Below are 24,304 nucleotides of genomic sequence, written 5' to 3' on the forward strand. Positions count from 1 at the left end.
GTTGATCCACGTGTCCCAACCCGGACGGCCCCGGGCGGCCGGATTCGGCACCGGCCTGGTGGCCCTGCTGACCGCCCTCGTCCTGCTCGCCGCCACCAACGGCGCCGGCGCCGAGGACACCGAGGCGCGCCCGCGCCCCGGCGCCTGGACCAGCTGGCAGTTCGACCCGGCCGGCAGCCGGTTCAACGGCCAGGAGTCGCGGATCACCCCGGCCACCGTCGGCAACCTGGATCTCAAGTGGGCCTTCGGCCACCCCAAGGTCCCGGGTGTCTACCTCGGCAGCCAGCCCGCCGTGGTGGACGGCACCCTGTACGTCGGCGGCGCCGAGGGCACCTTCCACGCCCTGGACGCCCGGACCGGCGCGGCCCGTTGGACCTTCGACGTCGCCCCGGTGGCCGGCGCCCACTCCACCGCCGACCCCGACCCGGTGCGCAGCAGCCCGGCCGTCGAGGGCGACACCGTCTACTTCGGCGACAACCGCGGCTACCTGTACGCGCTCGACCGCCGGACCGGCGCGCTGCGTTGGTCGCTGAAGCTCGACACCCACCCGCAGGCCCAGATCACCAGCTCGCCGCTGGTCCACAACGGCCAGGTCTACATCGGTGTGTCCAGCAGGGAGTCCGGTGCCACCTTCGACCTGACCTACCCCTGCTGCACCTTCCGCGGCTCGGTCGTCGCCGTCAACGCGTCCACCGGGCAGCTCACCTGGCGGCACTGGACCACCCCGGAACCGCAGCCGGTCGGCACCTGGCCGAACGGCGCCAACCGCTACGAGCCCTCCGGCGTCGCCGTCTGGAGCACGCCGGTGATCGACCGGGAGAGCGGCACCGTCTACGTCGGCACCGGCCAGAACTACACCGGGGCGGCCGGTGACACCGACTCGGTGCTCGCCCTGGACGCCGCCACCGGCGCCGTCCGCTGGCGCGCCCAGGAGGTCTTCCCGGACACCTTCACCGTCGCCTGCGGCATCGCCGGCGCCGACGCCTACTGCCCCGGCAAGGCCGACGGCACCGACCACGACTGGGACTTCGGCGCCGGCGCCAACGTCTTCAGCATCGGCAACCGCCGGGTGGTCGGCATCGGCCAGAAGAACGGCGTCTACCACGTCTACGACGCGCTGACCGGCGCCAAGGTGTGGGACCGCGCGGTGGTCGCCGACCCCAACACCAAGGGCGGCAGCTCGGGCATCCAGTGGGGCACCAGCTTCGACGGGACCCGGCTCTACGTCGCCACCTGGTTCGCCGACCCCGGCACCCTGTACGCGCTCGACCCGGCGACCGGCGCGATCCTCTGGCAGACCGAGAGCCCGGCCGACGGCTGCCAGTGGGGCGGCGCGGCCGCCGATCCTGAGCTCTGCCGGCGCGCCTTCACCCCGGCGGTGAGCACCAGCCGCGGCCTGGTCTACGAGGGCGGCGCGGACGGCAAGATGCGGGTCTTCTCGGCGAGCACCGGCGCGGTGCTCTGGCAGTACGACGTGGTCCGCGACTTCGCCACGGTCAACGGCGTCCCGGCGCACGGCACGGCGCTCTCCGGCGGCGGCGGCGCGGTGGTGGCCGACGGCATGCTCTACGTCCAGGCGGCGTACTACCCGCAGTACCCGAGCGCCTCGGGCGGCGCTCTGCTCGCCTTTTCCCTACGGTAGGACCCGTCGGCCCAGGAGAAGGTCAACTCACGGCCGGCGGCGCGCAGTTGCCGCCGGCCCCGGCAAGGAGGAAAGTCATGGAGATCGTCGTGGTGGGAGGGGCCGGCCGGACCGGTCGGCTGCTGGTCGAGAAGGCCCTGGCGAACAAGCACGGCGTCACCGCCCTGCTGCGCGACCCGGCCAAGCTGCCCTTGGAGCACGAGCGGCTGACCAAGGTGCGCGGTGACGTGTTCGACGCCGGCTCGCTGACCGGCCCGCTGGAGGGCAAGGACGCCGTGGTGGTGGCGCTGGGCGTGACCAGCCGCACCACCACGACGGTGTTCTCCGAGGGCGTGCGCAACGTCATCGCGGCCGCCCGGACGGGCGGGGTGCGCCGGCTGGTCACGATGTCCTCGGCGGGCCTGGAGACCAAGCACCTGCCGGCGATGCAGCGCTTCGTCGCCGAGTTCGTGGTGGACCGGGTCTACCGCAACATCCACCTCGACCTCGGCCGGATGGAGGACGAGATCGAGGCCAGCCCGCTGGAGTGGACGATCGTCCGGGTGCCGATGCTCACCGACGGCCCGGCCACGCCCAACTACCAGGCGGTGGTGGGCGGTCACATCCCCAAGGCCTCGCGCGTCGCCCGGGCGAACGTCGCCGACTACATCGTCACCCATCTGGATGACCCGGCCACCTACGGCCGGCGCGTCGAGGTGGCCAACTGATGACCCCCGGCGGAGGCCGGCCCGCCCGCGGTACGTTCGCGGCGCGGGCCGGCCGCGCGCCGGAAGGCCTCCGCCGCCGCTGATCGCACCCGATCGAGGGGGAAACGCACCGTGAACATCGTCGTCTTCGGCGCGACCGGCGGCACCGGCCGCCACTTCCTGGAGCTGGCCGCCGCGGCCGGGCACTCCACCGTCGCCTTCGCCCGCGACCCGCTGGCCCTGGTCGACGCCCGGCCGACCACCATCCGGCAGGGCGACGTGCTCGACCCGGCGGCGGTGGCCCGGGCCGTCGAGGGCGCGGACGCGGTGGTCTCCGCACTCGGCATCGGCTACAGCCGGGCCGCCATCACCGTCTACTCGGCCGGCACCGGCCACATCCTCAAGGCCATGCACGCGGCCGGGGTGGCCCGGGTGCTGTGCGTCTCCACCACCAGCATGAGCCCGGTGCCCTGGAGCGCCGCCCCGGTGCGGCGCGCGCTCACCTCCGGGGTGCTGCACCCGATGCTCCGCCGGCCGTACGCCGACATGGCGCGGATGGAGCGGCTGCTGCTGGCGGACACCGACCTGGACTGGACGCTGGTCCGGGCCGCCCGGCTCACCGGCGGCCGGGCCCGCGGCCGCTACCGCACGGCCGCCGGGGGGCGGCTGCCCGGGGCCTGGTCGATATCCCGGGCCGACCTCGCGCACTACCTGCTCGGCGCGCTCGGCGACCCGGACGCCCGCCGCGCGGTCGTCGAGATCGCGTACTGACCGCTCGTCCACCGACCGCCCGCCACCGACCGGCCGCCGACCCGTGGCCACGCCGCCGCCGTTCGTACTCAACGGGTGGTACGGCCGGCTACTCCCGCGGTGCGATGCCCGGCCCCCGCGGACCGGGCAGAGTGGGGAGTGATCCCGCGGATCACCCGAGCCGTGGGCCCGGCGGCCGCACACCCGTCCACCCCGGTGGCCGCCGGCCCGTGGCCCGCGTCGCCCCTCGCCCTCCGGAGCACAGCCGATGCCCACACCTCCTGGTCCGCCCGCCGCCGACACCCCCGCGCCCCCGTCCGGGCCCGCCGCGGGGGAGCCGCCCGCGGCCCCGACGGCTCCCGACGGGCCCCCGGCCGACCGCGCCGGGCGCCTGCGGCTGCCCCGGCACGCCCGCCGGGTCTGGCTGGTCGTGCACGTCGCCTGCTCGGTCGGCTGGCTCGGCCTGACCGCGGGGGTGCTCGCGCTCGGCATCGCCGGCCGCTTCTCCGACGACCCCGACACCGTGCGCGCCGCCTACCTGGCCCAGCGGATCTTCGCCGACTGGCTGCTGATCCCGGTCAGCCTGCTCTCACTGCTCTCCGGCGTGCTGCTGTCCCTCGGCACCACCTGGGGCCTGCTGCGCCACCGATGGGTCGCCATCAAGTTCTGGCTCACCCTGGCCGCCACCCTGGCCTCGATCTTCGCGCTGCGCGCCTTCATCCACGACGCGGCCGGCCAGGTCGCCGCCGGCACCGTCCCACCGGACGGCCGCGCCCCGCACGTCCTGGTCATCGCGCCCTCGGTGGCCCTGACCATCTACCTGTTCGCCACCGTGCTCTCCGTGGTCAAGCCCTGGGGGATGACCAAGCGCGGCCGGCGGCTCGCCGCCGAGGCCCGCGCCGCGCGCACCGGCCGCCCCGCCGCGGCGCCGGGGCGGTGACCCTCCCCTGTCCATGAGCACCGATCACGACCCGTACGGCGGACCGCCCTGGACCAGGCCGGCCTGGACGCGCTTGTCCGCGCTCCTGGTCGCCCTGGTCCAGGTGGTCGGCTCCACCGCCGCCGCCCACCAACAGCCGGACCGAGCCGCGCTGGACGCCGGCGGGTACGCCCTGCTGCTGCTCGGCCCGGCCCTGCTGCTGCTGCGCGACCGCCACCCCGGCCCGGTGGTGGCCGCCGTCACCGCCGTCACCACCGGCTACCTGCTGGCCGGCTACCCCTACGGCCCGGTGTTCTTCAGCCTCGGCGTCGCCGTCTACGGCGCGCTCGCCCGCGGCCGCCGCCGGTGGGCCTGGATCTCCCTCGGCGCCGGCTACCTGGTCCACCTGGCCAGCTCCCACCTGCTGCCGCACGACTGGCAGCGCGCGCCCGGGCCCGGCCCCAACTGGTGGCAGGAGGCCGGGGCGGCGGCCTGGATGCTGCTGGTCCTGGCCGGCGCCGAGATCATGCGCACCCGCGGCGAGCAGCTGGCCGCACGCCGGCTGGCCCGGCGGCAGGCGGAGGAGAACCGGGCCGCCGAGGAACGGCTGCGGATGGCCCGCGAACTGCACGACATCCTGGCCCACTCGATCTCGGTGATCCACCTCCAGGCCGGGGTCGCCCTGGAGCTCATCGACGAGCACCCCGAGCAGGTCCGTGCCGCGCTGACCGTCATCAAGGCGACCAGCAAGGAGGCGCTGGGCGAGGTCCGCCAGGTGCTCGGCACCCTGCGCGGCCCGGACGGCCAGGCCCCGCGCACCCCCGCCCCCGGCCTCGCCCGGCTGCCCGAACTGGTCACCCAGGCCGGCCACGCCGGGCTCACCGTCACGGTCGGGACGACGGGCCCGGCCCGGCCGCTGTCCGCCCAGGTGGAGCTGGCCGCGTTCCGGATCGTCCAGGAGGCGCTCACCAACGTCATCCGCCATTCGGCCGCGCGCACCGCCACCGTTCTGATGGACTGGTCGTCCCCGGACGGGCTGCTGCTCCGGGTGGACGACCCGGGCCCGGCCGCCGGCGGCGACGGCGGCGGCTCCGGCAACGGCCTGATCGGCATGCGCGAGCGGGCCGCGGCCTTCGCCGGCGAGCTGACCGCCGGACCGCGCGGCGCCGGCTTCCGGGTGCGGGCCTGGCTGCCCGACCCGGCGGGGTCGGGCGCGGCGAGCGAGAAGGGGTGGTCGGGATGATCCGAGTACTGCTGGCGGACGACCAGGTCCTGGTGCGGGCGGGCTTCCGGGCACTGCTCGACGTCCAGCCCGACATCGAGGTGGTCGGCGAGGCCGACGACGGCGAGGCGGCCGTCCGGCTGGCGGAGGAGCTGCGGCCGGACGTCGTGCTGATGGACATCCGGATGCCCGGCACCGACGGCCTGGAGGCCACCCGGCGGATCTGCGCCCGGTCCGAGCTGGCCGCCGTCCGGGTGGTCGTGCTGACCACCTTCGAACTGGACGAGTACATCTTCGAGGCGCTGCGGCTGGGCGCGGCCGGCTTCCTGGCCAAGGACACCGAACCGGCCGACCTGCTGCGGGCCGTCCGGGTCGCCGCCGTCGGCGACTCGCTGCTCTCCCCGGGCGTCACCCGCCGGCTGGTCGACGAGTTCGCCAGCCGTTCCCGGGAGCCCGCCGCGAGCGGGCGACTGCTCGCCGCGCTCACCGACCGGGAGCGCGAGGTGCTCACCCTGGTCGGGATGGGCCTGAGCAACGACGACATCGCCCGCCGCCTGGTGGTCAGCCCGCTCACCGCGAAGACGCACGTCAGCCGCGCCATGGTGAAGCTCGGCGTCCGCGACCGCGCCCAACTGGTCGTCCTCGCCTACGAGTCCGGCCTGGTCCGCCCCGGCTGGCTCTGACCCGCCCGCTCGCCTCCGGCGCGCCCCTTCGGCTCGGGGCGGGGCCGCCGGAGCAGTGCCACCCCCGGCCCGTACTCCCTGCGTCGTACCCCCGGTGCCGCTCCCCGGAGGACGCGCCGGCCCCCTCCTCGGCGGGACCCTCGTGGTGGCCTCGGGAACAGTCCGCGGCCGGCGCCGGGCCCCCGTCCGAACCCGCGGGGCTCACCGAGGAGTTGACCGACATGCAGAGCACCGCGCTGCTCGCCGAGACGATCTGCCGGGACGGCTGGGGCCCGTGGAACGGGGGCGGCCCGGGCCCGTGGTTCCTGCTCTTCCCGCTGTTCTGGCTGCTCGTCCTGATCACCCTGTTCACCGTGCTGCGCCGCCGCGGCTGGGGCTGGCGCGGACCGTGGGGCCCGCCGTGGGCCGGCCAGTGGGGCGGCCCGTGGGGCGGCGGACCGGGCTGGCGCGGCGGCTGGCCGGGCGGTCCCGAGGGCCCGCTGGCGAGCCTGGCCCGCCGGTACGCCGACGGTGAGATCGGCGAGGAGGAGTACCGCACCCGCCGGGACACCCTGATCGAGCACCTCCAGGGCCCGGGCGACACCAAGCCGGGCCAGGGCGGTGCCAAGTGACCGCCTTCCCGGTCCTCGATGCGGTCGACACCGACCGGATGGCCGCCCGGGTCACCGAGGCGGTCAAGGTCTACGGGGTGGGCCGTACCGAGGTGCGCGCCCTGGACCACGTGACCGTCGGCTTCCCGGCCGGCCGGCTCACCGCGATCATGGGGCCGTCCGGCTCCGGCAAGTCCACCCTGCTGCACTGCGCGGCCGGACTGGACCGGCTGACCGCCGGCACGGCGATGATCGGTGACACCGAGCTGGAGAACCTCAGCGACCGCCGGCTGACCCTGCTGCGCCGGGAGCGGATCGGCTTCGTCTTCCAGTCCTTCAACCTGGTGCCGGTGCTCACCGCCCGGGAGAACATCACGCTGCCGGTCGACCTGGCCGGCGGCGAGGTGGACCGGCAGTGGGTGGAGACCCTGATCGACGCGGTCGGGCTGCGCGAGCGGCTCGACCACCGGCCGAGCGAGCTCTCCGGCGGCCAGCAGCAGCGGGTCGCGCTGGCCCGGGCGCTGGCCGGCCGCCCCGAGGTGGTCTTCGCGGACGAGCCGACCGGCAACCTGGACTCCCGCACCGGCTCCGAGGTGCTGGAGCTGATGCGCCGCGCGGTGGACGAGATGGGCCAGACGGTGGTGATGGTCACCCACGACCCGACCGCCGCCGGCTACGCGGACGAGGTGCTCTTCCTCGCCGACGGCCGCTTGGTGGACCGCATGGAGCGGCCCACCCCGGCCGGGGTGCTGGACCGGATGAAGGCCTTCGACCACGCCCCCGCGGCCGGCCGGGGAGGCGTCCGGTCATGAGCAGCAGCACCACCGCCACCCTGCGGATCAGCCTGCGCTCGCTGGCCGCGCACAAGCGGCGGCTGGCCGGGACGTTCACCGCGATCCTGCTCGGGGTGGCCTTCCTGTCCGGCACGCTGGTGCTCGGCGACACCCTGCGCGGCAGCTTCGACACCTTGTTCGCCGACGCCAACCGCGGCACCGACGCCGTGGTGCGCAGCGCCGACGTGATGGACACCGAGAACACCTTCGGCGGCGTCCGGGCCCCGGTGGACCTGGCGCTGGCCGACCAGCTGCGCCAGGTGTCCGGGGTGGCGGCCGCCGAGCCGGCGATCCAGGGCTCCGGGCAGCTGATCGGCAAGAACGGCAAGGCGGTGGGCGGCCAGGGTCCGCCCACGCTGGCCGGCTACTGGCAGCCGGACGGCGGGCTCAACCCGTACCGGCTGGCCGAGGGCCGGGCGCCGCAGCGGCCGGGCGAGGCGGTGATCAACCGGGGCGCGGCCAAGGCCGGTGACCTGAAGCTGGGCGACACGACCGTCCTGCGCGCCCCCGACCCGGTGACGGTGACGATCGTCGGCATCGCGACCTTCGGCGCCAAGGCCGACGGCATGGGCCAGAACACCTGGACCGGGCTGACCCTGGAGGACGCCGAGCGCTATCTGACGCCGAAGGGGCAGGGCCAGGCCACCTCGATCCAGTTCCGCGCCGAGAGCGGCGTCTCCCAGCAGGAGCTGGTGACGGCGCTGTCGGCGAAGCTGCCGGCCGGGCTGGAGGCGGTGACCGGGACGAAGATCAGCGAGGAGGCCACCCAGCAGGTGTCCAGCCGCTTCCTGACCATGTTCACCACCCTGCTGCTGGTCTTCGCGGGCATCGCCCTGCTGGTGGCGACCTTCACCATCCACAACACCTTCGCCATCGTGGTGGCCCAGCGGACCAGGGAGAACGCGCTGCTGCGGGCGCTGGGCGCGGCGCGCGGCCAGGTGCTGGCGGCGACCCTGGCGGAGGCGGTGGTGGTCGGCGTGGCCGCCTCGCTGGCCGGCCTGCTCGGCGGGATCGGGGTGGCGGCGGGCCTGAAGTCGCTGTTCAAGGTGATCGGTTTCAACCTGCCGACCGGCGGCCTGGTGATCGGCGCGGTCTCGGTGGCGCTGCCGCTGCTGGTCGGAACGGTCACGGCGGTCGCCTCGGCGGTCGCACCGGCGGTGCGGGCGGGCCGGACGGCTCCGCTGGCCGCGATGCGGGCGGTGGCGGCGGACGGCCGGGCCGGCCGGATCCGCTGGACCACCGGTGCGCTGCTGGTGGCCGCCGGGGTGGCCGGCACGGTGACCGGCGCGACCGACGGCCCGTCGGTCGGGCTGACCGCGGGCGGGGCGGTGACGACGCTGCTCGGCGTGGTGGTGCTCGGCCCGGTGTTCGCGACCTTCGTGGTGCGGCTGCTGGGCGCCCCGCTGCCGAGGCTGCGCGGCATGCCGGGTGTGCTGGCGGAGCGCAACGCGGCCCGCAACCCGAAGCGGACGGCGGCCACGGCCAGCGCGCTGATGGTCGGCGTCACGGTGGTCTCGCTGTTCACCGTCTTCGGCGCGTCGATCAAGGCGACCATGGACGACACGGTGAGCAGGACCTTCGCCGGGGACCTCGCGGTCTCCACCGGCGGCTTCCGCGGCGGCGGGCTGAGCCCCAAGCTGGCGGACGCGGTCGGCGCGCTGCCCGAGGTGAGCGGGAGCGTGGGCCTGGGCCGCGGGGTGGCCCGGGTGGACGGCCACGGCCGGACCCTGGACGTCACCGATCCGGCCCGGCTGGCCGGCATCGTCGACCTCGGCCGGGTGGACGGCTCGCTCGGGTTGGGCACCGACGGCCTGGCGGTCTCCCGGAGCGAGGCGGAGAAGCAGGGCTGGCAGGTGGGCACCGCCGTCCCGGTGCGGTTCAGCGACGGCGCCGAGGCGTCGTTCACCGTCAAGGCGCTCTACCAGGGCGGCGAGCTGGCCGGCGACTACCTGATCACCCGGGAGGCGTGGGCCCCGCACAAGGGGCAGGACACCGACTCGCTGGTGGCGGTCGCGCTGAAGGACGGGGTGTCGCTGTCGGCCGGCAAGGAGGCCGTGAAGAAGGCGGCGGAGCCGTTCGGAGCACCGGACGTGCAGACCCGTGCGGAGTACGCGAAGAGCTCGGCCTCGGTGGTCGACATCATGCTCTCGGTGGTCTACGCGCTGCTGGCGCTCGCGGTGCTGATCGCGCTGCTGGGGATCGCCAACACGCTGACCCTGGCGGTGCACGAGCGGACCAGGGAGCTGGGCCTGCTGCGCGCGGTCGGCCAGACCCGCGGCCAGCTGCGGGCGATGGTGCGCTGGGAGTCGGTGCTGGTGGCGATGTTCGGCACGATCGGCGGCCTGGGCCTGGGGTCGTTCCTGGGCTGGGCGCTGGTGCGCGCGGCCGACACCGAGGGGACGGGCAGCTTCGCCGTCCCGCCGCTGCAGCTCACCGTGGTGCTGGTGGCCGGACTGGTCGCGGGTGCGGTGGCCGGGCTGCGGCCGGCCCGCCGGGCGGCCCGGCTGGACATCCTGCGGGCCATCGCGGCCGGCTGACCCGCCGCGGACACACCGGAGCCCGGGCCCCCCGACCAACGGGGCCCGGGCTCCGGGCGGGTGCGGCGCGGACTCAGGCCGCGGCGGGCAGCTCGTCGAGGCCCTCGGCGACCAGCTTGGCCAGGCGGTCCAGGGCCTGGTCGGCGCCCTCGGCGTCGGAGGCCAGCACGACCTCGTCGCCGCCCTGCGCGCCGAGCGCGAGCAGGCCGAGCATGGAGCCGGCGTTGACCGGGTTGCCGCCGGGCTTGGTGATGGTGATCGGCACGCCGGTGGCCGCGACGGCCTTGACGAAGACGGAGGCGGGACGGGCGTGCAGGCCCTCGGCCCAACCGATGGTGACGCGGCGCTCAGCCATGAAACGTGCCTTTCCGGTAAAGCTGGTCACGGCCGTGATGGGGGAGTACGGACGTGTTGTCTAGACCAGTGTTGCACGCAGGCGACCCCCCCGAGCCGCCGCGTTCGGGACTTGTGATTGTTTCTTTCAGAGCCATAAACAGCGAATAATCCCCGTTCAGGGACCCTGCCCACCCTGCCGTGAACACACACCCGGCGCCATTCGGCTCGCCGCCGGATAACCTGACGGTCGTGGACGACTCTGCGGTAGTGCGATCCGAGCCGGAGTACCCCCAGCACTGGGAGGCGGACATCCTCCTGCGCGACGGCGGCACGGCCCGGATCCGGCCGATCACCCCCGCCGACGCCGGCCGCCTGGTCGAGTTCTACGAGCAGGTCTCCGACCAGTCCAAGTACTTCCGCTTCTTCGCGCCCTACCCCCGGCTCTCCGACAAGGACGTCCGCCGCTTCACCCACCACGACTTCGTCGACCGGGTCGGCCTCGCCGTCGTGGTCCGCGACCGCTTCATCGCCACCGTCCGCTACGACCGGATCGACCCCGACGGCCGGCCCTCCGAGACCGGCACCGACGCCGAGGTCGCCTTCCTGGTCCAGGACGCCCACCAGGGCCGCGGCGTCGCCTCCGCGCTGCTGGAGCACATCGCCGCCGTCGCCCAGGAGCGCGGCATCCGCCGCTTCCAGGCCGAGGTGCTGCCGGAGAACCGCAAGATGGTGAAGGTCTTCACCGACGCCGGCTACGTCCAGCGCCGCAGCTTCGCCGACGGCGTCGTCCACCTGGAGTTCGACCTCGAACCCACCGCCGCCTCGCTCGCCGTCATGCGGGCCCGCGAGCACCGCGCCGAGGCCCGCTCCGTCCAGCGGCTGCTCACCCCGCGCTCGGTCGCGGTGATCGGCGCCTCCCGCCGCCCGCAGACCGTCGGCCGGGCCCTGCTGCGCGACCTGCTCACCGGCTTCGCCGGCGACGACCGCCCGGTCCACGCGGTCAACCGCAGCGCGCCGCCCGGCACCGAACTGGACGGCGTCCCGGTGCACCGCTCCATCCTGGACATCCCCGGCCCGGTCGACCTCGCGGTGATCGCCGTCCCCGCCTCCGCCGTCCCCGAAGCGGTCGCCGAGTGCGGCGCGCACGGCGTCCAGGGCCTGGTCGTGGTCACCGCCGGCTACGCCGAGACCGGCCCCGAGGGCCGCGACCGCCAGCGCGCCCTGGTCCGCCAGGCCCGCGCGGCCGGGATGCGGGTGATCGGCCCCAACGCCTTCGGGCTGATCTCCACCGACCCCGAGCGGCCGCTCAACGCCTCGCTCGCCCCCGTCCTGCCCGCGCGCGGCGGCTTCGGCGTCTTCTGCCAGTCCGGCGCGATCGGCGTCGCCCTGCTGGAGGCCGCCCACCGGCGCGGCCTCGGCATCTCCTCCTTCGCCTCGGTCGGCAACCGCGCCGACGTCTCCGGCAACGACTTCCTCCAGTACTGGGCCGAGGACCCGGCCACCGACGTCGTCCTGCTCTACCTGGAGTCCTTCGGCAACCCCCGCAAGTTCACCCGGATCGCCCGCCGGCTCGCCCAGGCCAAGCCGGTCGTCGTGGTCAAGGGCGCCCGCCACACCGGCAGCCTGCCGCCCGGCCACGCCGTCCCCGCCACCGCCACCGGCCTCAAGGACGCCACCGTCGATGCCCTCTTCCAGCAGGCCGGCGTCACCCGGGTGGAGACCATCACCGAGCTGTACGACACCGGCGAACTGCTCGCCCTCCAGCCGCTGCCGCCCGGCGACCGGGTCGCCGTGATCGGCAACTCCGACTCCCTCGGCCTGCTCACCCACGACGCCTGCCTCTCCGCCGGCCTGCGCCCGCGCACCCCCGTCGACCTCACCACCGCCGCCACCGGCGAGAACTTCCGGATCGCCCTGGACACCGCGCTCGGCGACCCCGGCGTGGACGCGGTGATCGCCGTCGCCATCCCGCCGATCGGCACCTCCGCCCATGCGTTCATGGGCGGCCGGCTCACCGGCCCCGACGACCCCGAGCTCGGCTCCGACGACCCGGAGATCGCCACCGCCCTGCTCGACGCCGCCGAGCGCGCCCGCGCCGTCGGCAAGCCGCTGCTCCTCGCCCACCTGGCGCTCACCGACCTGCCCGGCCGGCTGCGCCCCGGCGGCATCCCCGCCTACCCGGCGCCCGAGCGGGCCGTGCGCGCCCTCGCCCACGCCGTCCACTACGCCGACTGGCGCCACCGGATGGCCGCCGCCGAGGAGACCGCCCGGGTCCCCGAACTCGACCGGATCGACGAGGCCGGCGCCCGCGCCCTGGTCGAGGCCGCGCTCTCCACCCGCGCCGCCGTGGCCGCCCGCACCCAGCCCGGCGGCGCCCGGATCACCCTGCCCGACGCCGACACCGCCGCCCTGCTGGCCCGCTACGGCGTGGACGTCTCGCCGACCCTGCCCGCGCCCGACGAGGGGAGCGCGGTGCGCGCCGCCGCCGCCCTCGGCTACCCCGTCGCGCTCAAGGCCACCGCCCCCCACCTGCGCCACCGTCCCGACCTCGGCAGTGTCCGGCTCGACCTGACCGGCGAGCCCGGCCTGCGCCGCGCCCATCAGGAGCTGGACGCCCTGCTCGGCGGCGCCGCCCAGGCCGAACTGGTGGTCCAGCGGCTCGCCCCGCGCGGGGTGGACACCGTGATCGGCGCCACCGTCGACCCGGCGGTCGGCGCGATCCTCTCCTTCGGCCTGGCCGGCGCCCCTGCCGAGCTGCTCGGCGACGTCGCCCACCGGCTGGTTCCGGCCACCGACCAGGACGTCGCCTCGCTGGTCCGCGAGGTCCGGGCGGCGCCGCTGCTGTTCGGCTGGCGCGGCGCCGAGGCCGTCGACACCGACGCCCTGGAGGAACTGCTGCTGCGGGTGTCCCGGCTGGTCGACGACCTTCCGGAGGTCGCCTCGGTGGATCTCGAACCGGTGGTCGTGGCCCCGCACGGACTGGCGATCCTGGGGGCGCGCGTACGCATCGCACCCCTGCCGGTGCGCAGTGATCTGGGCCCGCGCGCCATGAGCACGCTGTAACCTTCCTTGGTTGCGTCCGGACCGCGGGCGCCGTTGTCCGAAGCTCGGCGCCGCGCCGCCCGCTTCGTCGGCGGACCATGCCAGGATGGAGTTATGGCGAAGACCGGTACCACCACCACGCAGGACCTGCGTTCCGCGATCGAGCGCAGCGGCTACTACCCGGCCCTGGTGTCCGAGGCGGTGGAGTCCGCGGTGGGTCCCGAGCCGATCAGCTCCTACCTGGTGCACCAGGAGACCACCTTCGACGCCAACGAGGTCCGCCGGCACGTCACCGTGCTGGTGCTGACCCCGACCCGCTTCGTGGTGAGCCACACCGACGAGCAGACCGGCGACGCCGGCGGCCCCGCCGTCCCGCTGGCCACCACCTCCACCGAGAGCGTCCGCCTGGACCGGATCAACTCCGTCGTGGTGAGCCGGATGGTCGCCAACCCGGAGACCTACACCCCGGGCACCCTGCCCCGCGAGGTGGTGCTGACCATCGGCTGGGGCGCCGTCCAGCGCCTCGACCTCGAACCGGCCGGCTGCTCCGACCCCAACTGCGAGGCGGACCACGGCTACACCGGCTCCGCCACCGCCGACGACCTGTCGCTGCGGGTCAGCGAGGCCGGCGACGGTCCCGAGACGGTCGCCCAGGCCCTGCTCTTCGCCCGCGCCCTGTCCGAGGCGACCGTCACCGACGGCCCCCGGGTCTGATCCGCACCACCGCCTCGCACCACCGCCTCGCGCCGCAGTCCCGCACCGCAGTCCCGCCCCGCCGTTCCCCGACACGTACCGCCGTCACGCTCCGCCGCCACGCATCGAAGAACCGTGCCGTCCGGACGCCGCCCCGTCCGCCCGGACCGCACCGGCCAGCCAGGAAGCCACCCCCGCCACCATGCCCTTCGCCCCCGACGGCCACGACGCCTTCGAGCTCCTCGACCCCGCCACCGCGCCCGCGCCCCCGTACGGCACCGGCTCGCTCTGCGACCTGCTGCCCTCGGTGGCCGCCGGCCTCGGCGTCCCCGGCTTCGAGGCGACCCTGCCGCTGGCGCCCGCCGACCGCGCGGTGGTCTTCCTCGTCGACGGCCTCGGCTGGGAACTGCTGCTGCGCCACCCCGAGTACGCGCCGTTCCTCTCCTCGCTGACGGCCGGCTCGCTCGGCGGCACCGGCCGCCCGCTGACCGCCGGTTTCCCGTCCACCACCGCCACCTCGCTGGCCTCGGTCGGCACCGGCACCCCGCCGGGCCTGCACGGCCTGGCCGGCTACACGGTGGCGGTGCCCGGCGCCGGCCACCTGATGAACCAGCTCCGCTGGCAGCCGCACACCGACCCGGGCACCTGGCAGCCGTACCCGACCGTCTTCGAGCGGGTCGACGCCGCCGGGGTGGCCACCGCCCAGGTCTCCTCCCCGCTGTTCGCCCAGACCCCGCTGACCCGGGTGGCGCTCTCCGGCGGCACCTTCCTCGGCCGCACCACCGGCGAGGAGCGGATGGACCGGGCCGCCGCCTGGCTGGCCGAGCACGACCGCGCGCTGGTCTACACCTACGTGAGCGAACTGGACGGCGCGGGCCACCGCTTCGGCGTGGACTCCGACGACTGGCGGATGACCCTGGACGCGGTCGACCGGCTGGCCCGCCGGCTCGCCGAGCAGCTGCCCCCGCGCTCGGTGATGTACGTCACCGCCGACCACGGCATGATCGACATCGCCCCCGAGGACCGGATCGACTTCGACGAGGACTGGGAGCTCGGCGCCGGCGTCGCCCTGCTCGGCGGCGAGGGCCGGGCCCGCCACGTCTACGCCGTCCCCGGCGCCGCCGCCGACGTCCACGCGGTGTGGAGCGAGGTGCTCGGCGACCGGATGTGGGTGGCCACCCGCGACCAGGCGATCGGGGCCGGCTGGTTCGGCCCCGCCGTGGACGACCGGGTCTACCACCGGATCGGCGACGTGGTCGCCGCCGCCCGCGACGACATCGCGATCACCGCCTCCCGCAACGAGCCCGGCGAGTCCGCGATGATCGGCCTGCACGGTTCGATGACCCCGGTCGAGCAGTACGTGCCGCTGCTCGAATTCCGCCGCTGAACTTCCTTGATGTGAAAGGCCTTTGCACCACCCATGGCTGAACTGGTGTTCTTCTCCGGCACGATGGACTGCGGGAAGTCGACGCTCGCGCTCCAGATGGACCACAACCACGCCGCCCGCGGCCGGCAGGGCATCATCCTCACCCGCAACGACCGGGCGGGCGCGGCCACCATCTCCAGCCGCCTCGGCCTGCGCGCCGACGCGGTCGAGGTGGGCGACGACTTCGACTTCCACGCCCATGTGGTGCACCGGCTCTCGGCCGGCGGCCGGGTCGACTACCTGATCTGCGACGAGGCCCAGTTCTTCACCCCCGGCCAGATCGACCAGCTCGCCCGGATCGTCGACGAGCTCGACATCGACGTCTACACCTTCGGCATCACCACCGACTTCCGCACCCGGCTCTTCCCCGGCTCGCAGCGCCTGATCGAACTCGCCGACCGGGTCGAGGTGCTCCAGGTCGAGGCGCTCTGCTGGTGCGGCGCCCGGGCCACCCACAACGCCCGCACCGTCGGCGGGGTGATGGTGGTCGAGGGCGCGCAGGTGGTGATCGGCGACATCTCGGTCCGCGAGGACGAGGTCGGCTACGAGGTGCTCTGCCGCCGCCACCACCGCCGGCGCCTCACCGCCGCCACCGCCCGCGCCGCCGTCCTCTCCCCGGACGTCCTCCCCTTCGAGGAGCAGCAGGCCTGAGGCGGGCCGGGGCTCAGACCGTCTCCAGCACCGAGAAGTGCCCGCCGCGCGGGTCGGCCAGCCGGGCCGCGCGGCCGCGCGGCGTCGGGTGCGGCTCCACCAGCACCCGGCCGCCCAGCTCCACCGCCCGGCGCGCCGTCAGTTCCGCGTCGGTGACGGCGAAGTGGGTGCGCCAGCGCGGCGGGTGGCCGCGCAGCTCGGCCCTGCGCCGGATCCCGGCCACCGGCCGGCCGCCGACCAGCAGCGCCGACCCGCCCTCGGCCTGCGCCACCGGCACCCCGAGCACCGCGCGGTAGAAGACCGCCGCGCCGTCCGGGTCCGGGGTGAGCAGCTCCGCCCAGGCCGGCCCGCCGGGCTCCGGCCCGGCCTCCCGGCCGAGGTGCTCCGCGCCCTGCCAGAGCCCGAAGACCGCCCCCGAGACGTCCGCCGCGATCGCCAGCCGCCCGGCCCGCTCCGCCTGCAATGGGCCGACCGCGACCGTCCCTCCGCACTCCCGCACCAGCTGGGCCGAGCGGTCCGCGCTGTCCACCGCGAAGTAGGTGGTCCACTGCACCGGGAAGCCGGTCACCGAGGACACCCCGAGTCCGGCCACCGGCTCCTCGCCGAGCCGGGCCCGTACGTACGCGCCGAGCTGCGCCGGTCCCGCGGTGAACGTCCAGCCGAGCAGTTGGCCGTAGAACGCCCGGGCACCGGGCAGGTCGTCGGTCATCAGACTCACCCAGCACGGGGTGCCCTGGGCGAGCCGGAGTGTCAGCGCGGACATGACAGGTCTCCTAGGAGCGCGGACGGCGCACGAAACGGCGCAGTGAGGGTGATGGTTCCACCGTGGCGCGCATCGAACCCTCGGGCCGCGCGGAAAGTCCGGCAAAGACCGCACAAAGAGCACCGGTGCGATCGCCCTGCGCCAGAATGACCGCCATGACCACCACTCACGATGACTCCCCGCTGGTGTCGGTGACCGGGCTGCGCGAGGAGCTCGCGTCCGAGCGCCCGCCGGTCCTGCTCGACGTGCGCTGGCAGCTCGGCGGCCCGCCCGGAATCGAGGACTACACCGCCGGCCACCTGCCCGGCGCCCATTTCGTCTCCCTCGACACCGACCTCGCCGCCCCCGCCGGCCCGCCCGGCCGCGGCGGCCGCCACCCGCTGCCCGACCCGGAGGAGTTCGGCGCCGCGCTGCGCCGCTTCGGCGTGACGGCCGACCGTCCGGTGGTGGTCTACGACGGTGCCACCGCGATGGCCGCCGCCCGCGCCTGGTGGTTGCTGCGCTGGGCCGGCCACCCGGACGTCCGGGTGCTGGACGGCGGTTTCGCCGCCTGGCAGGAGGCCGGACTTCCGGTCACCACCGCGCTGCCGCCCACCGGGGACGGCGACTTCGAGCCGGTGCCGGGGCAGCTGCCGGTGATCGACGCGGACGGCGCCGCGGCCTGGGCCCGCGAGGCACTGCTGCTGGACGCCCGGGCGGGGGAGCGGTACCGGGGCGAGACCGAGCCGATCGATCCGCGGGCCGGCCACATTCCGGGCGCCCGCTCCGCGCCGACCACCGGGAATGTCGGCCCGGACGGCCGCTTCCGGCCCGCCGCCGAACTCGCGGCCCGCTTCCGGGCCCTGGGCGCGGGCGAGCGGGACACCGCCGTCTACTGCGGTTCCGGGGTGACGGCCGCGCACCAGATCCTGGCCCTCGCGGTGGCCGGCCTGCCGGCCACCCTCTACCCGGGCTCCTGGAGCGAGTGGTCCGGCGACGGGGCCCGCCCGGTCGCCGTCACCGATCAGCCGGGCTGAACACGCACACCGAAGGGGCGGACGGCCGCAGCCGTCCGCCCCCGAAGCCCGTCCGTCCTGCTATTCCTGCTTCTTGCGCCGGCTGCCGAAGACGATCTCGTCCCAGCTCGGCACGGTGGCCCGGCGCCCGGGCCGGACGCCGTCCGCCTCGGCCTGCCGGTCGGTGGTGCCGACCAGTCGGTCCCGGTGCGGCGCGACCGCGCGCGGCATCAGGATGTCCGCGTACGCCGAGCCCGCTCCGACCGCCGGGGCGGCCGCCGCCGGCTCCTCCGCCTCCTCGGCCACCTCGGCGGGGACCGGTTCGATCGGCGGCGGGGCGCCGACCGCGAGGTCGCCGCGGAAGGCGGGCACCACGTCCAGCAGGCTGGTCAGCGAGTCGCGGGACTCGGCCGTCGCCTCGCGGGACTCCCGCACCTCGCGGGCGGACATGATCCGGTCGGCCGAGGGCCGGTCGATCATCGGGCGCGGCGGCCGCTCCTGGGGGAGCCGGGCGATCCGCGGGATGAACGGGAAGACCGACTCCTCCTCGCGCTCGACCGTTTCCCCGATCAGCGCACGGGCCTCGTCGTCGTTCGGCTGGACCAGCCGCCGGGGCGGGTCGTACGTCCATGCCGCGCTGCGGCCCTCGCCGTCGGCCCGGTAGGAGAGGATGACCTCCCAGGTGCCGTCGTCGCGCCGCCAGGAGTCCCAGCGCTCGGTCTCCTTCTCCGCGCCGCGCAGCGCCAGCCGCTCGGCCACGGCCTCGCCCAACTGGGGGCCGGGGGCCTCGCCGTGCCGGCGGATCGCGGTCTTGCGGGCCCGCTCGGCCATGAAGGCGCGCTCGGCCAGCACCGGACCCTCGAAGCGGCGGACCCGGTCGACGGAGATGCCGGCCGCCTGCGCGACCTCCTCGGCGGAGGCACCGGCTCGTATCCGCGCCTGGATGTCACGGGGGCGGAGGTGGCTCTCGACCTCGATCTCGATCTGGCCGAGGCGCGGACGGTCACCACGGATGGCGGCGCGCAGCCGCTCATCGATGGGAAGGGTGTACTCCGTGCTGTCGGCAGCCTTGAGCACCAGCCGTGTGCCGTCGTTGCTGACGGCCACAACCCGCAGTTCGGGCACGGTTACCTCCCGGGTGGTGCCTGCCGACGTCACCTGCGTCGCTGCTCCCGTACTGAGTGTGGCCTGCCCACTCGCGACTGGCCACAACCTTGCTGAGTTCCCCGGCGTGTCGGGCTTACGCCCGTTCACGCCGCTGTGGCACGGTTGCCTTTTTGCCACGCCATCCGTCGGCGTCGCGCCTGGGTGTCCCGGCCGTCCTCGCACGAGCAGTGACGCGACGATCCGGGACGGGCGTCGCCGTGCGTGCCTGCGCCACAGCTCTTCGTCGAGCTGCCGGTTGATGGGCAGTCGACAAGTCGACCCGGGCCTCAGGCTTTACGAACAGTACTCCATTCGTGGCATCCAAAGGGGCGGCTCGCCGCTCAAGTCTCCCGCGATTCACGGGAATCTCAAGAGCACGCGACCCCAATGGCCGAGGACCGACCGATGAACGGTGATCATCTTCACATATATCTTCCGCGGAGAACCGCATTTTCGACCCTTGTGTCCTTTTTTAGGCAAGATGGAGTGACTTGTTCGAAGGACAGTCGTACTGACGCGAGGGACGTTGATGCCGCAGGTGAAGCCCGACCAGGACGGAGCCGAGGAAGGTCGCAGGCGAATTGATCTGAGTGTGGCTCAGGTCGCCGCCAGCGCACTGGCCACCGTGGTGGGGGCGGTGCTCGCGTCCGAACTCGGCGTGTACGGCACCATTCTCGGCGCGGCGGTGGTGAGCATCGGCGCGACCACCGGCAGTGCGGTGTTCCAGCACCTCTTCAAGCGCACCGGCGAACAGCTGCGCGGCGCCGTGGACCGGCCGGCCGGGGCGGGTCAGTTGGCGAACGGGCTGCGGCAGGCGCCGGAGCCGGTCCCCGCGGCGGACCCGCCGGTCCCGGCGCAGTGGAACACCCCGCAGGTGCTCCGGGCGCGCCGCCGGTGGACCTGGAAGTCCTTCGCGGCGGTCTCGGTGCTGGTGTTCACCCTCGCGATGGTGCCGATCCTCGCCTTCGAGCTGGCGACCGGGCAGCCGGTGTCGGCGACGGTCAAGGGCGAGTCGGGCACCGGCACCTCGATCGGCGGCCGGGTCGACCGGAAACCGACCGTCCCTCCGGGTGACGCGCCCTCCTCCGGGCCTTCCTCGGTGCCCTCGCCGTCGGCCGGCCGGGACGGCGGCGCCTCCGGGCGGCCGAGCCCCGACGCCCGCCCGGGCACGGAGGGCGGCGAGCCGTCGGCCTCCCCGTCGGCGGGTTCGGGTGCGGGGTCGGGCACCGCGCCCTCCACGGCGCCCTCCGCGCCCCCCACCGGCGAGCCGTCCGCGCCCTCGGCGCCCTCGGCGTCCGCCAAGCCCTCCGCGCCGGCCGGCGACGGGGCCGCCTCCGCGAAGCCGTCCGGCGCCGCGACCCCGAAGCCCCCGGCCCCGAGCACCGCCGTCGAACCGCCCGCGGCCCCGGCCGCCCCCGGCGGTGCGGAGGGCTGACCCGGCTAGGCGCCCAGGACCCGGCGCAGGTAGTCGTTGCCGAAGCGCCGGTCCGGGTCCAGCTCGTCGCGCAGCGCGGTGAAGTCCGCGAAGCGCGGGTAGACCCCGGCGAGGTACTCGGCGTCCCGGGTGTGCAGCTTGCCCCAGTGCGGGCGGCCCCCGTGCCCGGTCATCAGCCGCTCGACCGCGGTGAAGTACCCCTGCTCGGCGGTGCCCCGGTAGAGGTGGACGGCGATGTAGGCGGTGTCCCGGCCGTGCGCGGTGGAGAGCCAGACCTCGTCGGACGGCGCGAACCGCACCTCGACCGGGAAGCTGATCCGCCAGTTCGACCGCTCGACCATCGCCCGCAGCTCGCGCAGCACCTCGCCGGCCGCCGCGCGCGGCACCGCGTACTCCATCTCGATGAAGCGCACCTTGCGGGGGCTGGTGAACACCTTGTACGCGGTGTCGGTGTAGCTGCGGTCCGACCAGGCGCGGCTGGCCAGCGACGCGATGGTCGGCACCGAGCCGGGGAAGCGGCGGCCGACCCGGCAGGCGCCCTCCCAGACCGTGTTGGAGAGGAAGTCGTCCTCCAGCCACTCCTTGAACCGGGGCAGCGGCGCGGCCGGGCCCTGGCTGCGGTTGTTCCGCTTGGTCGAGCAGCGGTCGGTGTGCGGGAACCAGTAGAACTCGAAGTGCTCGTTGACGGCGGTGAGGTCGTCCAGCCGGTCCAGCACCTCGTCGAAGCCCATCGGCTGCTCGTGCGCGGTGAGCAGGAAGGCGGGCTCGACGGCGAGGGTGAGCGCGGTGATCACGCCGAGCGCGCCGAGGCCGAGCCGGGCGGCCTCGAAGAGCCGCGGGTCCTCGGTGGGGGAGCAGCGCCGGATGCCGCCGTCGGCGAGCACGATCTCCAGGCCGCGGATCCCGGCGGCGAGCGAGCCGGAGTCCCGGCCGGTGCCGTGGGTGCCGGTGCTGGTGGCGCCGGCCACGGTCTGCACCTCGATGTCGCCCATGTTGGTGAGCGAGAGGCCGGCGGCGGCGAGCAGCCGGTTGAGCCGGTGCAGCGGCATCCCGGCCTCGACGGTGACCGTGCTGTTCTCCCGGTCGATCTCGCGCAGGGCGGTCAGCGCGTGCGGCCGGACGAGCACGCCGTCCCCGGCGGAGGCGATCGCGGTGAAGGAATGGCCGGAACCGATCGCCTTGACGATCCGGCCCTGGTCGCCGGCCCGCAGGATCTCCTTGGCCAGCTCCTCCGCGGTGCCGGGGGTGACCACCCGGGCGGGCACGGTGCTCTGGTTGCCCGCCCAGTTGGTCCAGCGGGTGCGGGTCGCGGTACTGGCCTGGGGCATTGCGGCGCCTCCTGCTCCGTGGCCGAACGGCGTCGGCTCACCTCGGTCCCTACCCGCGGGTAGGCCGCGGGTAGGGAGGAGGGTAAGTCAGGTCACCGTTCGAGGTCCACGGTTTCGGCCGGGGGCAGGGCGCTCTCCTCGCCGGTCAGTCCGGCCCGGAGCCGGCCGAGCCCGGCGAGGGCGGCCAGCACGCCGAAGACCCCGGCGGCCACCGGCACCCAGTAGCCCGCCGCGGCGCCGGCCGCGTCGATCACCCAGCCGCCGGCCGAGGAGCCGGCCGCCACGCCGAGCGCGAGGCCGGTGGTCGTCCAGGTCATGCCCTCGGTCAGCTGGGCGGCCGGGACCAGCCGCTCGACCAGGGCCATCGCGGTGATCAGGGTGGGGGAGATGGCGATGCCCGCGATCAGCAGCGCGCCGCCGACCGCCACCAGGCCGCCGACGCCGTTCACCGACTCGGCGATCAGCAGCAGCGGGAGCATGCTGACCGCCATGAACACCACGCCGCCGAGGAAGCGGACCGCCATCGACCCGGTCAGCTTGAGCGTGCCGAAGACCACGCCGGCCAGGCAGGAGCCGAGCGCCCAGAGCGCCAGGATCAGGCCGGAGGCCGCGTCGTGGTGCTGGGCCTTGGCGTAGGCGACGGTGACCACCTCGACCGAGCCGAAGATCGCGCCGGTGGCCACGAAGGTCAGGATGAGCACCTGGAGCCCCCGGTTGAGGATCACCTGGCTGCCGACGTGCCGGGCGGCCGGATGGACCGGCGGCTCGGTGGAGCGCTGGGCGGCGAACAGGGCCACGCCCACCGCCAGGAAGACGCCGGCGAGCAGCACGCCCGCCTCCGGGAACACCGCGGTGGCCAGCGTCACCGAGAGGATCGGGCCGACGATGAAGCAGGCCTCGTCGACCACCGCCTCGAAGGAGTAGGCGGTGTGCAGCTTCGGCCCCTCCTCCCGGTACAGGTGCGCCCAGCGGGCGCGCACCATGGCGCCGGTGCTCGGCATGACGCCCATCCCGGCCGCGAACACGAAGAGCGTCCAGTCCGGCGCCTCGAGCCGGGCGCACAGCAGCAGGCCGACGGCGGCGGCCACGGCGAGCGCGGTGGCCGGCAGGACGACCCGGCGCTGCCCGTGCCGGTCCACCTGCCGGGAGACCTGGGGGCCCAGGATCGCCGCGGACACCGCCATCGTCGCCGACACCAGACCGGCGACGCCGAAGGAGCCGCGCAGTTGGGAGAGCATCGTGACGATGCCGATCCCCGTCATGGAGATCGGCAGCCGGGATATGAACCCGGTGGACGAGAAGGCCAGGGTGCCGGGGGCGGCGAAGATCTGGCGGTAGCTGGACAGCACGAGGGCTCCGCAGGGGGGTAAGGAACGTTGCTGGCAAAGACAGCTTACGAACCTTGGCAAACGGTATTTTCCGGGCACGGGACGCGGCCCAGGCCCCGACCCTCCTGTGCACAGTGGCAGGATCGGTGCCATGTCCGACGCGCGCAACACCTCCCGCACCGGCGCCGCCCCGTACGACGCCCTGCTGCTGCTCTCCTTCGGCGGGCCCGAGGCCCCGGAGGACGTCGTCCCGTTCCTGGAGAACGTGACCCGCGGCCGGGGCATCCCGAAGGAACGGCTCCAGGAGGTCGGCAAGCACTACTTCCTGTTCGGCGGCGTCAGCCCGATCAACGGGCAGAACCGGGCGCTGCTGGCCGCGCTGCGCGAGGACTTCGCCGGGCACGGGCTCGACCTGCCGGTGTACTGGGGCAACCGGAACTGGGCGCCCTACCTGGTCGACACCCTGCGCGAGATCGCCGCCGACGGGCACCGCCGGATCGCCGTGCTGGCCACCAGCGCCTACGCCGGCTACTCCGGCTGCCGCCAGTACCGGGAGAACCTCGCCGACGCGCTGGCCGCGCTGGCCGCCGAGGGCGTGCCGGAGCTGCGGGTCGACAAGCTGCGCCACTTCCACAACCACCCCGGCTTCGTCGGGCCGATGATCGACGCCACCACGGCCGCCCTGGAGCGGCTGCCCGAGGAGGTCCGGGCCGGCGCCCGGCTGGCGTTCACCACCCACTCGATCCCGCAGACCATGGCCGAGACCTCCGGCGCCCCCGACGACCCGGCCTGCGGCCGCCCCGGCGGCGCCTACGTCGCGCAGCACCTGGACGTGGCCCGGCTGGTCGCCGCCGCCGTCGCCGAGCGCACCGCCGTCGCCGACCGCCCCTGGGAGCTGGTCTACCAGAGCCGCAGCGGCGCCCCGCACATCCCCTGGCTGGAGCCCGACATCTGCGACCACCTGGAGGCCCAGCACGCCGACGGCGCCCCGGCCGTGGTGATGGTCCCGATCGGCTTCGTCTCCGACCACATGGAGGTCGTGTACGACCTGGACACCGAGGCGGTGGCCAAGGCGGCCGAACTCGGCCTGCCGGTCGCCCGGGCCGCCACCGTCGGCGCCGACCCCCGGTTCACCGCCGCCGTCCGCGAGCTCGTGCTGGAGCGGGCCGCCGCCGAGCGCGGCGAGCCGGTGACCCGCTGCGCCCTGGGCGCGCTCGGCCCCGGCCACGACGTCTGCGCGGTGGCCTGCTGCCCCAACCCGCGCGCCCCCCGCCCGGCCGCCGCCGAGCGCTGACCCGT

General features: G+C 75.0%; 21 protein-coding genes. 16 read left to right on the forward strand and 5 right to left on the reverse strand.

From position 1 onward, the window contains the following. The first annotated feature begins 10 nt into the window (after positions 1–10). The 9 genes from ACFCLZ_RS25915 to ACFCLZ_RS25955 all read left to right on the forward strand — a co-directional run bounded on the left by ACFCLZ_RS25915 (position 11) and on the right by ACFCLZ_RS25955 (position 9,862). Positions 11–1,642, forward strand: a complete 1,632-nt coding sequence (locus tag ACFCLZ_RS25915; protein ID WP_380279727.1) for a PQQ-binding-like beta-propeller repeat protein — start codon at positions 11–13, stop codon at positions 1,640–1,642. Positions 1,643–1,719: 77 nt separating this feature from the next. Next, positions 1,720–2,349, forward strand: a complete 630-nt coding sequence (locus ACFCLZ_RS25920) for an NAD(P)-dependent oxidoreductase (RefSeq protein WP_380279729.1) — start codon at positions 1,720–1,722, stop codon at positions 2,347–2,349. A 111-nt stretch (positions 2,350–2,460) separates the two neighbouring features. Then, entirely contained in the window at positions 2,461–3,099 is a 639-nt protein-coding gene (locus ACFCLZ_RS25925; RefSeq protein WP_380279731.1) for an NAD(P)-dependent oxidoreductase, read from the forward strand. 247 nt (positions 3,100–3,346) lie between these two features. Then, positions 3,347–4,018: a DUF2269 domain-containing protein gene (locus ACFCLZ_RS25930; RefSeq protein ID WP_380279733.1), complete on the forward strand. Its 672-nt coding sequence runs from the start codon at positions 3,347–3,349 to the stop codon at positions 4,016–4,018. Positions 4,019–4,031: 13 nt separating this feature from the next. Continuing rightward, a complete protein-coding gene (locus ACFCLZ_RS25935; RefSeq protein WP_380279735.1) occupies positions 4,032–5,240 on the forward strand; it encodes a sensor histidine kinase in 1,209 nt (402 codons plus the stop codon). After that, a complete protein-coding gene (locus ACFCLZ_RS25940; protein WP_380279737.1) occupies positions 5,237–5,902 on the forward strand; it encodes a response regulator in 666 nt (221 codons plus the stop codon). The genes ACFCLZ_RS25935 and ACFCLZ_RS25940 overlap by 4 nt, the downstream gene beginning before the upstream one ends. Positions 5,903–6,123: 221 nt before the next feature. Further along, on the forward strand, positions 6,124–6,513 hold the full coding sequence (locus ACFCLZ_RS25945) for an SHOCT domain-containing protein (RefSeq protein ID WP_380279739.1): 390 nt from the start codon (positions 6,124–6,126) through the stop codon (positions 6,511–6,513). A gap of 38 nt (positions 6,514–6,551) precedes the next feature. Then, the gene (locus ACFCLZ_RS25950) at positions 6,552–7,304 is read left to right on the forward strand and encodes an ABC transporter ATP-binding protein (protein ID WP_380286287.1); all 753 of its coding nucleotides are present in this window, start codon (positions 6,552–6,554) and stop codon (positions 7,302–7,304) included. Next, complete coding sequence (locus tag ACFCLZ_RS25955) at positions 7,301–9,862, forward strand: ABC transporter permease (RefSeq protein WP_380279741.1); 2,562 nt, start codon at positions 7,301–7,303, stop codon at positions 9,860–9,862. Before ACFCLZ_RS25950 ends, ACFCLZ_RS25955 begins: the two co-directional genes overlap by 4 nt. A 73-nt stretch (positions 9,863–9,935) precedes the next feature. Here ACFCLZ_RS25955 and ACFCLZ_RS25960 read toward each other — a convergent pair whose 3' ends face one another. Then, positions 9,936–10,217, reverse strand: coding sequence for an HPr family phosphocarrier protein (locus ACFCLZ_RS25960; protein ID WP_380279743.1), 282 nt, complete (start codon positions 10,215–10,217; stop codon positions 9,936–9,938). Between the two features lie 248 nt (positions 10,218–10,465). Between ACFCLZ_RS25960 and ACFCLZ_RS25965 the strand changes: the two genes are divergently transcribed. The 4 genes from ACFCLZ_RS25965 (at position 10,466) to ACFCLZ_RS25980 (ending at position 16,010) form a co-directional block, all read left to right on the forward strand. Further along, positions 10,466–13,261 (forward strand): GNAT family N-acetyltransferase, encoded by a 2,796-nt coding sequence (locus tag ACFCLZ_RS25965; RefSeq protein WP_380279744.1) that lies wholly within the window; start codon positions 10,466–10,468, stop codon positions 13,259–13,261. Positions 13,262–13,354: 93 nt separating this feature from the next. After that, the gene (locus tag ACFCLZ_RS25970; RefSeq protein ID WP_380279746.1) at positions 13,355–13,954 is read left to right on the forward strand and encodes a DUF5998 family protein; all 600 of its coding nucleotides are present in this window, start codon (positions 13,355–13,357) and stop codon (positions 13,952–13,954) included. Positions 13,955–14,135: 181 nt separating this feature from the next. Beyond that, positions 14,136–15,320 carry an alkaline phosphatase family protein gene (locus ACFCLZ_RS25975; protein WP_380279748.1) on the forward strand — a complete coding sequence of 395 codons (1,185 nt, stop codon included), beginning with the start codon at positions 14,136–14,138 and terminating at the stop codon, positions 15,318–15,320. Positions 15,321–15,353: 33 nt separating this feature from the next. Continuing rightward, positions 15,354–16,010 carry a thymidine kinase gene (locus ACFCLZ_RS25980; protein WP_380279750.1) on the forward strand — a complete coding sequence of 219 codons (657 nt, stop codon included), beginning with the start codon at positions 15,354–15,356 and terminating at the stop codon, positions 16,008–16,010. Positions 16,011–16,023: 13 nt separating this feature from the next. On the opposite strand, the gene ACFCLZ_RS25985 is transcribed toward ACFCLZ_RS25980, so the two are convergent. Continuing rightward, positions 16,024–16,773 (reverse strand): VOC family protein, encoded by a 750-nt coding sequence (locus ACFCLZ_RS25985; protein ID WP_380279752.1) that lies wholly within the window; start codon positions 16,771–16,773, stop codon positions 16,024–16,026. 155 nt (positions 16,774–16,928) lie between these two features. Between ACFCLZ_RS25985 and ACFCLZ_RS25990 the strand changes: the two genes are divergently transcribed. Then, a complete protein-coding gene (locus tag ACFCLZ_RS25990) occupies positions 16,929–17,789 on the forward strand; it encodes a sulfurtransferase (protein WP_380279754.1) in 861 nt (286 codons plus the stop codon). 60 nt (positions 17,790–17,849) lie between these two features. Here ACFCLZ_RS25990 and sepH read toward each other — a convergent pair whose 3' ends face one another. Next, positions 17,850–18,926 (reverse strand): septation protein SepH, encoded by a 1,077-nt coding sequence (sepH, locus tag ACFCLZ_RS25995; protein WP_380279756.1) that lies wholly within the window; start codon positions 18,924–18,926, stop codon positions 17,850–17,852. A 580-nt stretch (positions 18,927–19,506) separates the two neighbouring features. On the opposite strand from sepH, the gene ACFCLZ_RS26000 reads away from it, so the two are divergent. Beyond that, positions 19,507–20,349, forward strand: a complete 843-nt coding sequence (locus tag ACFCLZ_RS26000; protein ID WP_380279758.1) for a hypothetical protein — start codon at positions 19,507–19,509, stop codon at positions 20,347–20,349. A gap of 5 nt (positions 20,350–20,354) precedes the next feature. Here the strand turns inward: ACFCLZ_RS26000 and ACFCLZ_RS26005 are convergent, their stop codons facing one another. Further along, on the reverse strand, positions 20,355–21,677 hold the full coding sequence (locus ACFCLZ_RS26005; protein ID WP_380279760.1) for a D-arabinono-1,4-lactone oxidase: 1,323 nt from the start codon (positions 21,675–21,677) through the stop codon (positions 20,355–20,357). 92 nt (positions 21,678–21,769) lie between these two features. Then, positions 21,770–23,026, reverse strand: coding sequence for an MFS transporter (locus ACFCLZ_RS26010; protein ID WP_380279762.1), 1,257 nt, complete (start codon positions 23,024–23,026; stop codon positions 21,770–21,772). A gap of 130 nt (positions 23,027–23,156) precedes the next feature. Between ACFCLZ_RS26010 and ACFCLZ_RS26015 the strand changes: the two genes are divergently transcribed. Then, positions 23,157–24,299: a ferrochelatase gene (locus ACFCLZ_RS26015; RefSeq protein ID WP_380279764.1), complete on the forward strand. Its 1,143-nt coding sequence runs from the start codon at positions 23,157–23,159 to the stop codon at positions 24,297–24,299. The last annotated feature ends 5 nt before the right edge of the window (positions 24,300–24,304 follow it).

It is taken from the genome of Kitasatospora purpeofusca (assembly GCF_042691725.1).
Classification (GTDB): Bacteria; Actinomycetota; Actinomycetes; order Streptomycetales; family Streptomycetaceae; genus Kitasatospora; species Kitasatospora purpeofusca_B.

Coding starts and splice junctions, on each gene's coding strand:
- ACFCLZ_RS25940 (WP_380279737.1), top strand. CDS start 5,237: ATGATCCGAGTACTGCTGGCGGACGACCAGGTCCTGGTGCGGGCGGGC.
- ACFCLZ_RS25985 (WP_380279752.1), bottom strand. CDS start 16,773: ATGTCCGCGCTGACACTCCGGCTCGCCCAGGGCACCCCGTGCTGGGTG.
- ACFCLZ_RS26015 (WP_380279764.1), top strand. CDS start 23,157: ATGTCCGACGCGCGCAACACCTCCCGCACCGGCGCCGCCCCGTACGAC.
- ACFCLZ_RS25990 (WP_380279754.1), top strand. CDS start 16,929: ATGACCACCACTCACGATGACTCCCCGCTGGTGTCGGTGACCGGGCTG.
- ACFCLZ_RS25920 (WP_380279729.1), top strand. CDS start 1,720: ATGGAGATCGTCGTGGTGGGAGGGGCCGGCCGGACCGGTCGGCTGCTG.
- ACFCLZ_RS25930 (WP_380279733.1), top strand. CDS start 3,347: ATGCCCACACCTCCTGGTCCGCCCGCCGCCGACACCCCCGCGCCCCCG.
- ACFCLZ_RS26005 (WP_380279760.1), bottom strand. CDS start 21,677: ATGCCCCAGGCCAGTACCGCGACCCGCACCCGCTGGACCAACTGGGCG.
- ACFCLZ_RS25970 (WP_380279746.1), top strand. CDS start 13,355: ATGGCGAAGACCGGTACCACCACCACGCAGGACCTGCGTTCCGCGATC.
- ACFCLZ_RS25955 (WP_380279741.1), top strand. CDS start 7,301: ATGAGCAGCAGCACCACCGCCACCCTGCGGATCAGCCTGCGCTCGCTG.
- ACFCLZ_RS25950 (WP_380286287.1), top strand. CDS start 6,552: ATGGCCGCCCGGGTCACCGAGGCGGTCAAGGTCTACGGGGTGGGCCGT.
- ACFCLZ_RS25945 (WP_380279739.1), top strand. CDS start 6,124: ATGCAGAGCACCGCGCTGCTCGCCGAGACGATCTGCCGGGACGGCTGG.
- ACFCLZ_RS25935 (WP_380279735.1), top strand. CDS start 4,032: ATGAGCACCGATCACGACCCGTACGGCGGACCGCCCTGGACCAGGCCG.
- ACFCLZ_RS25975 (WP_380279748.1), top strand. CDS start 14,136: ATGCCCTTCGCCCCCGACGGCCACGACGCCTTCGAGCTCCTCGACCCC.
- ACFCLZ_RS25980 (WP_380279750.1), top strand. CDS start 15,354: ATGGCTGAACTGGTGTTCTTCTCCGGCACGATGGACTGCGGGAAGTCG.
- ACFCLZ_RS25960 (WP_380279743.1), bottom strand. CDS start 10,217: ATGGCTGAGCGCCGCGTCACCATCGGTTGGGCCGAGGGCCTGCACGCC.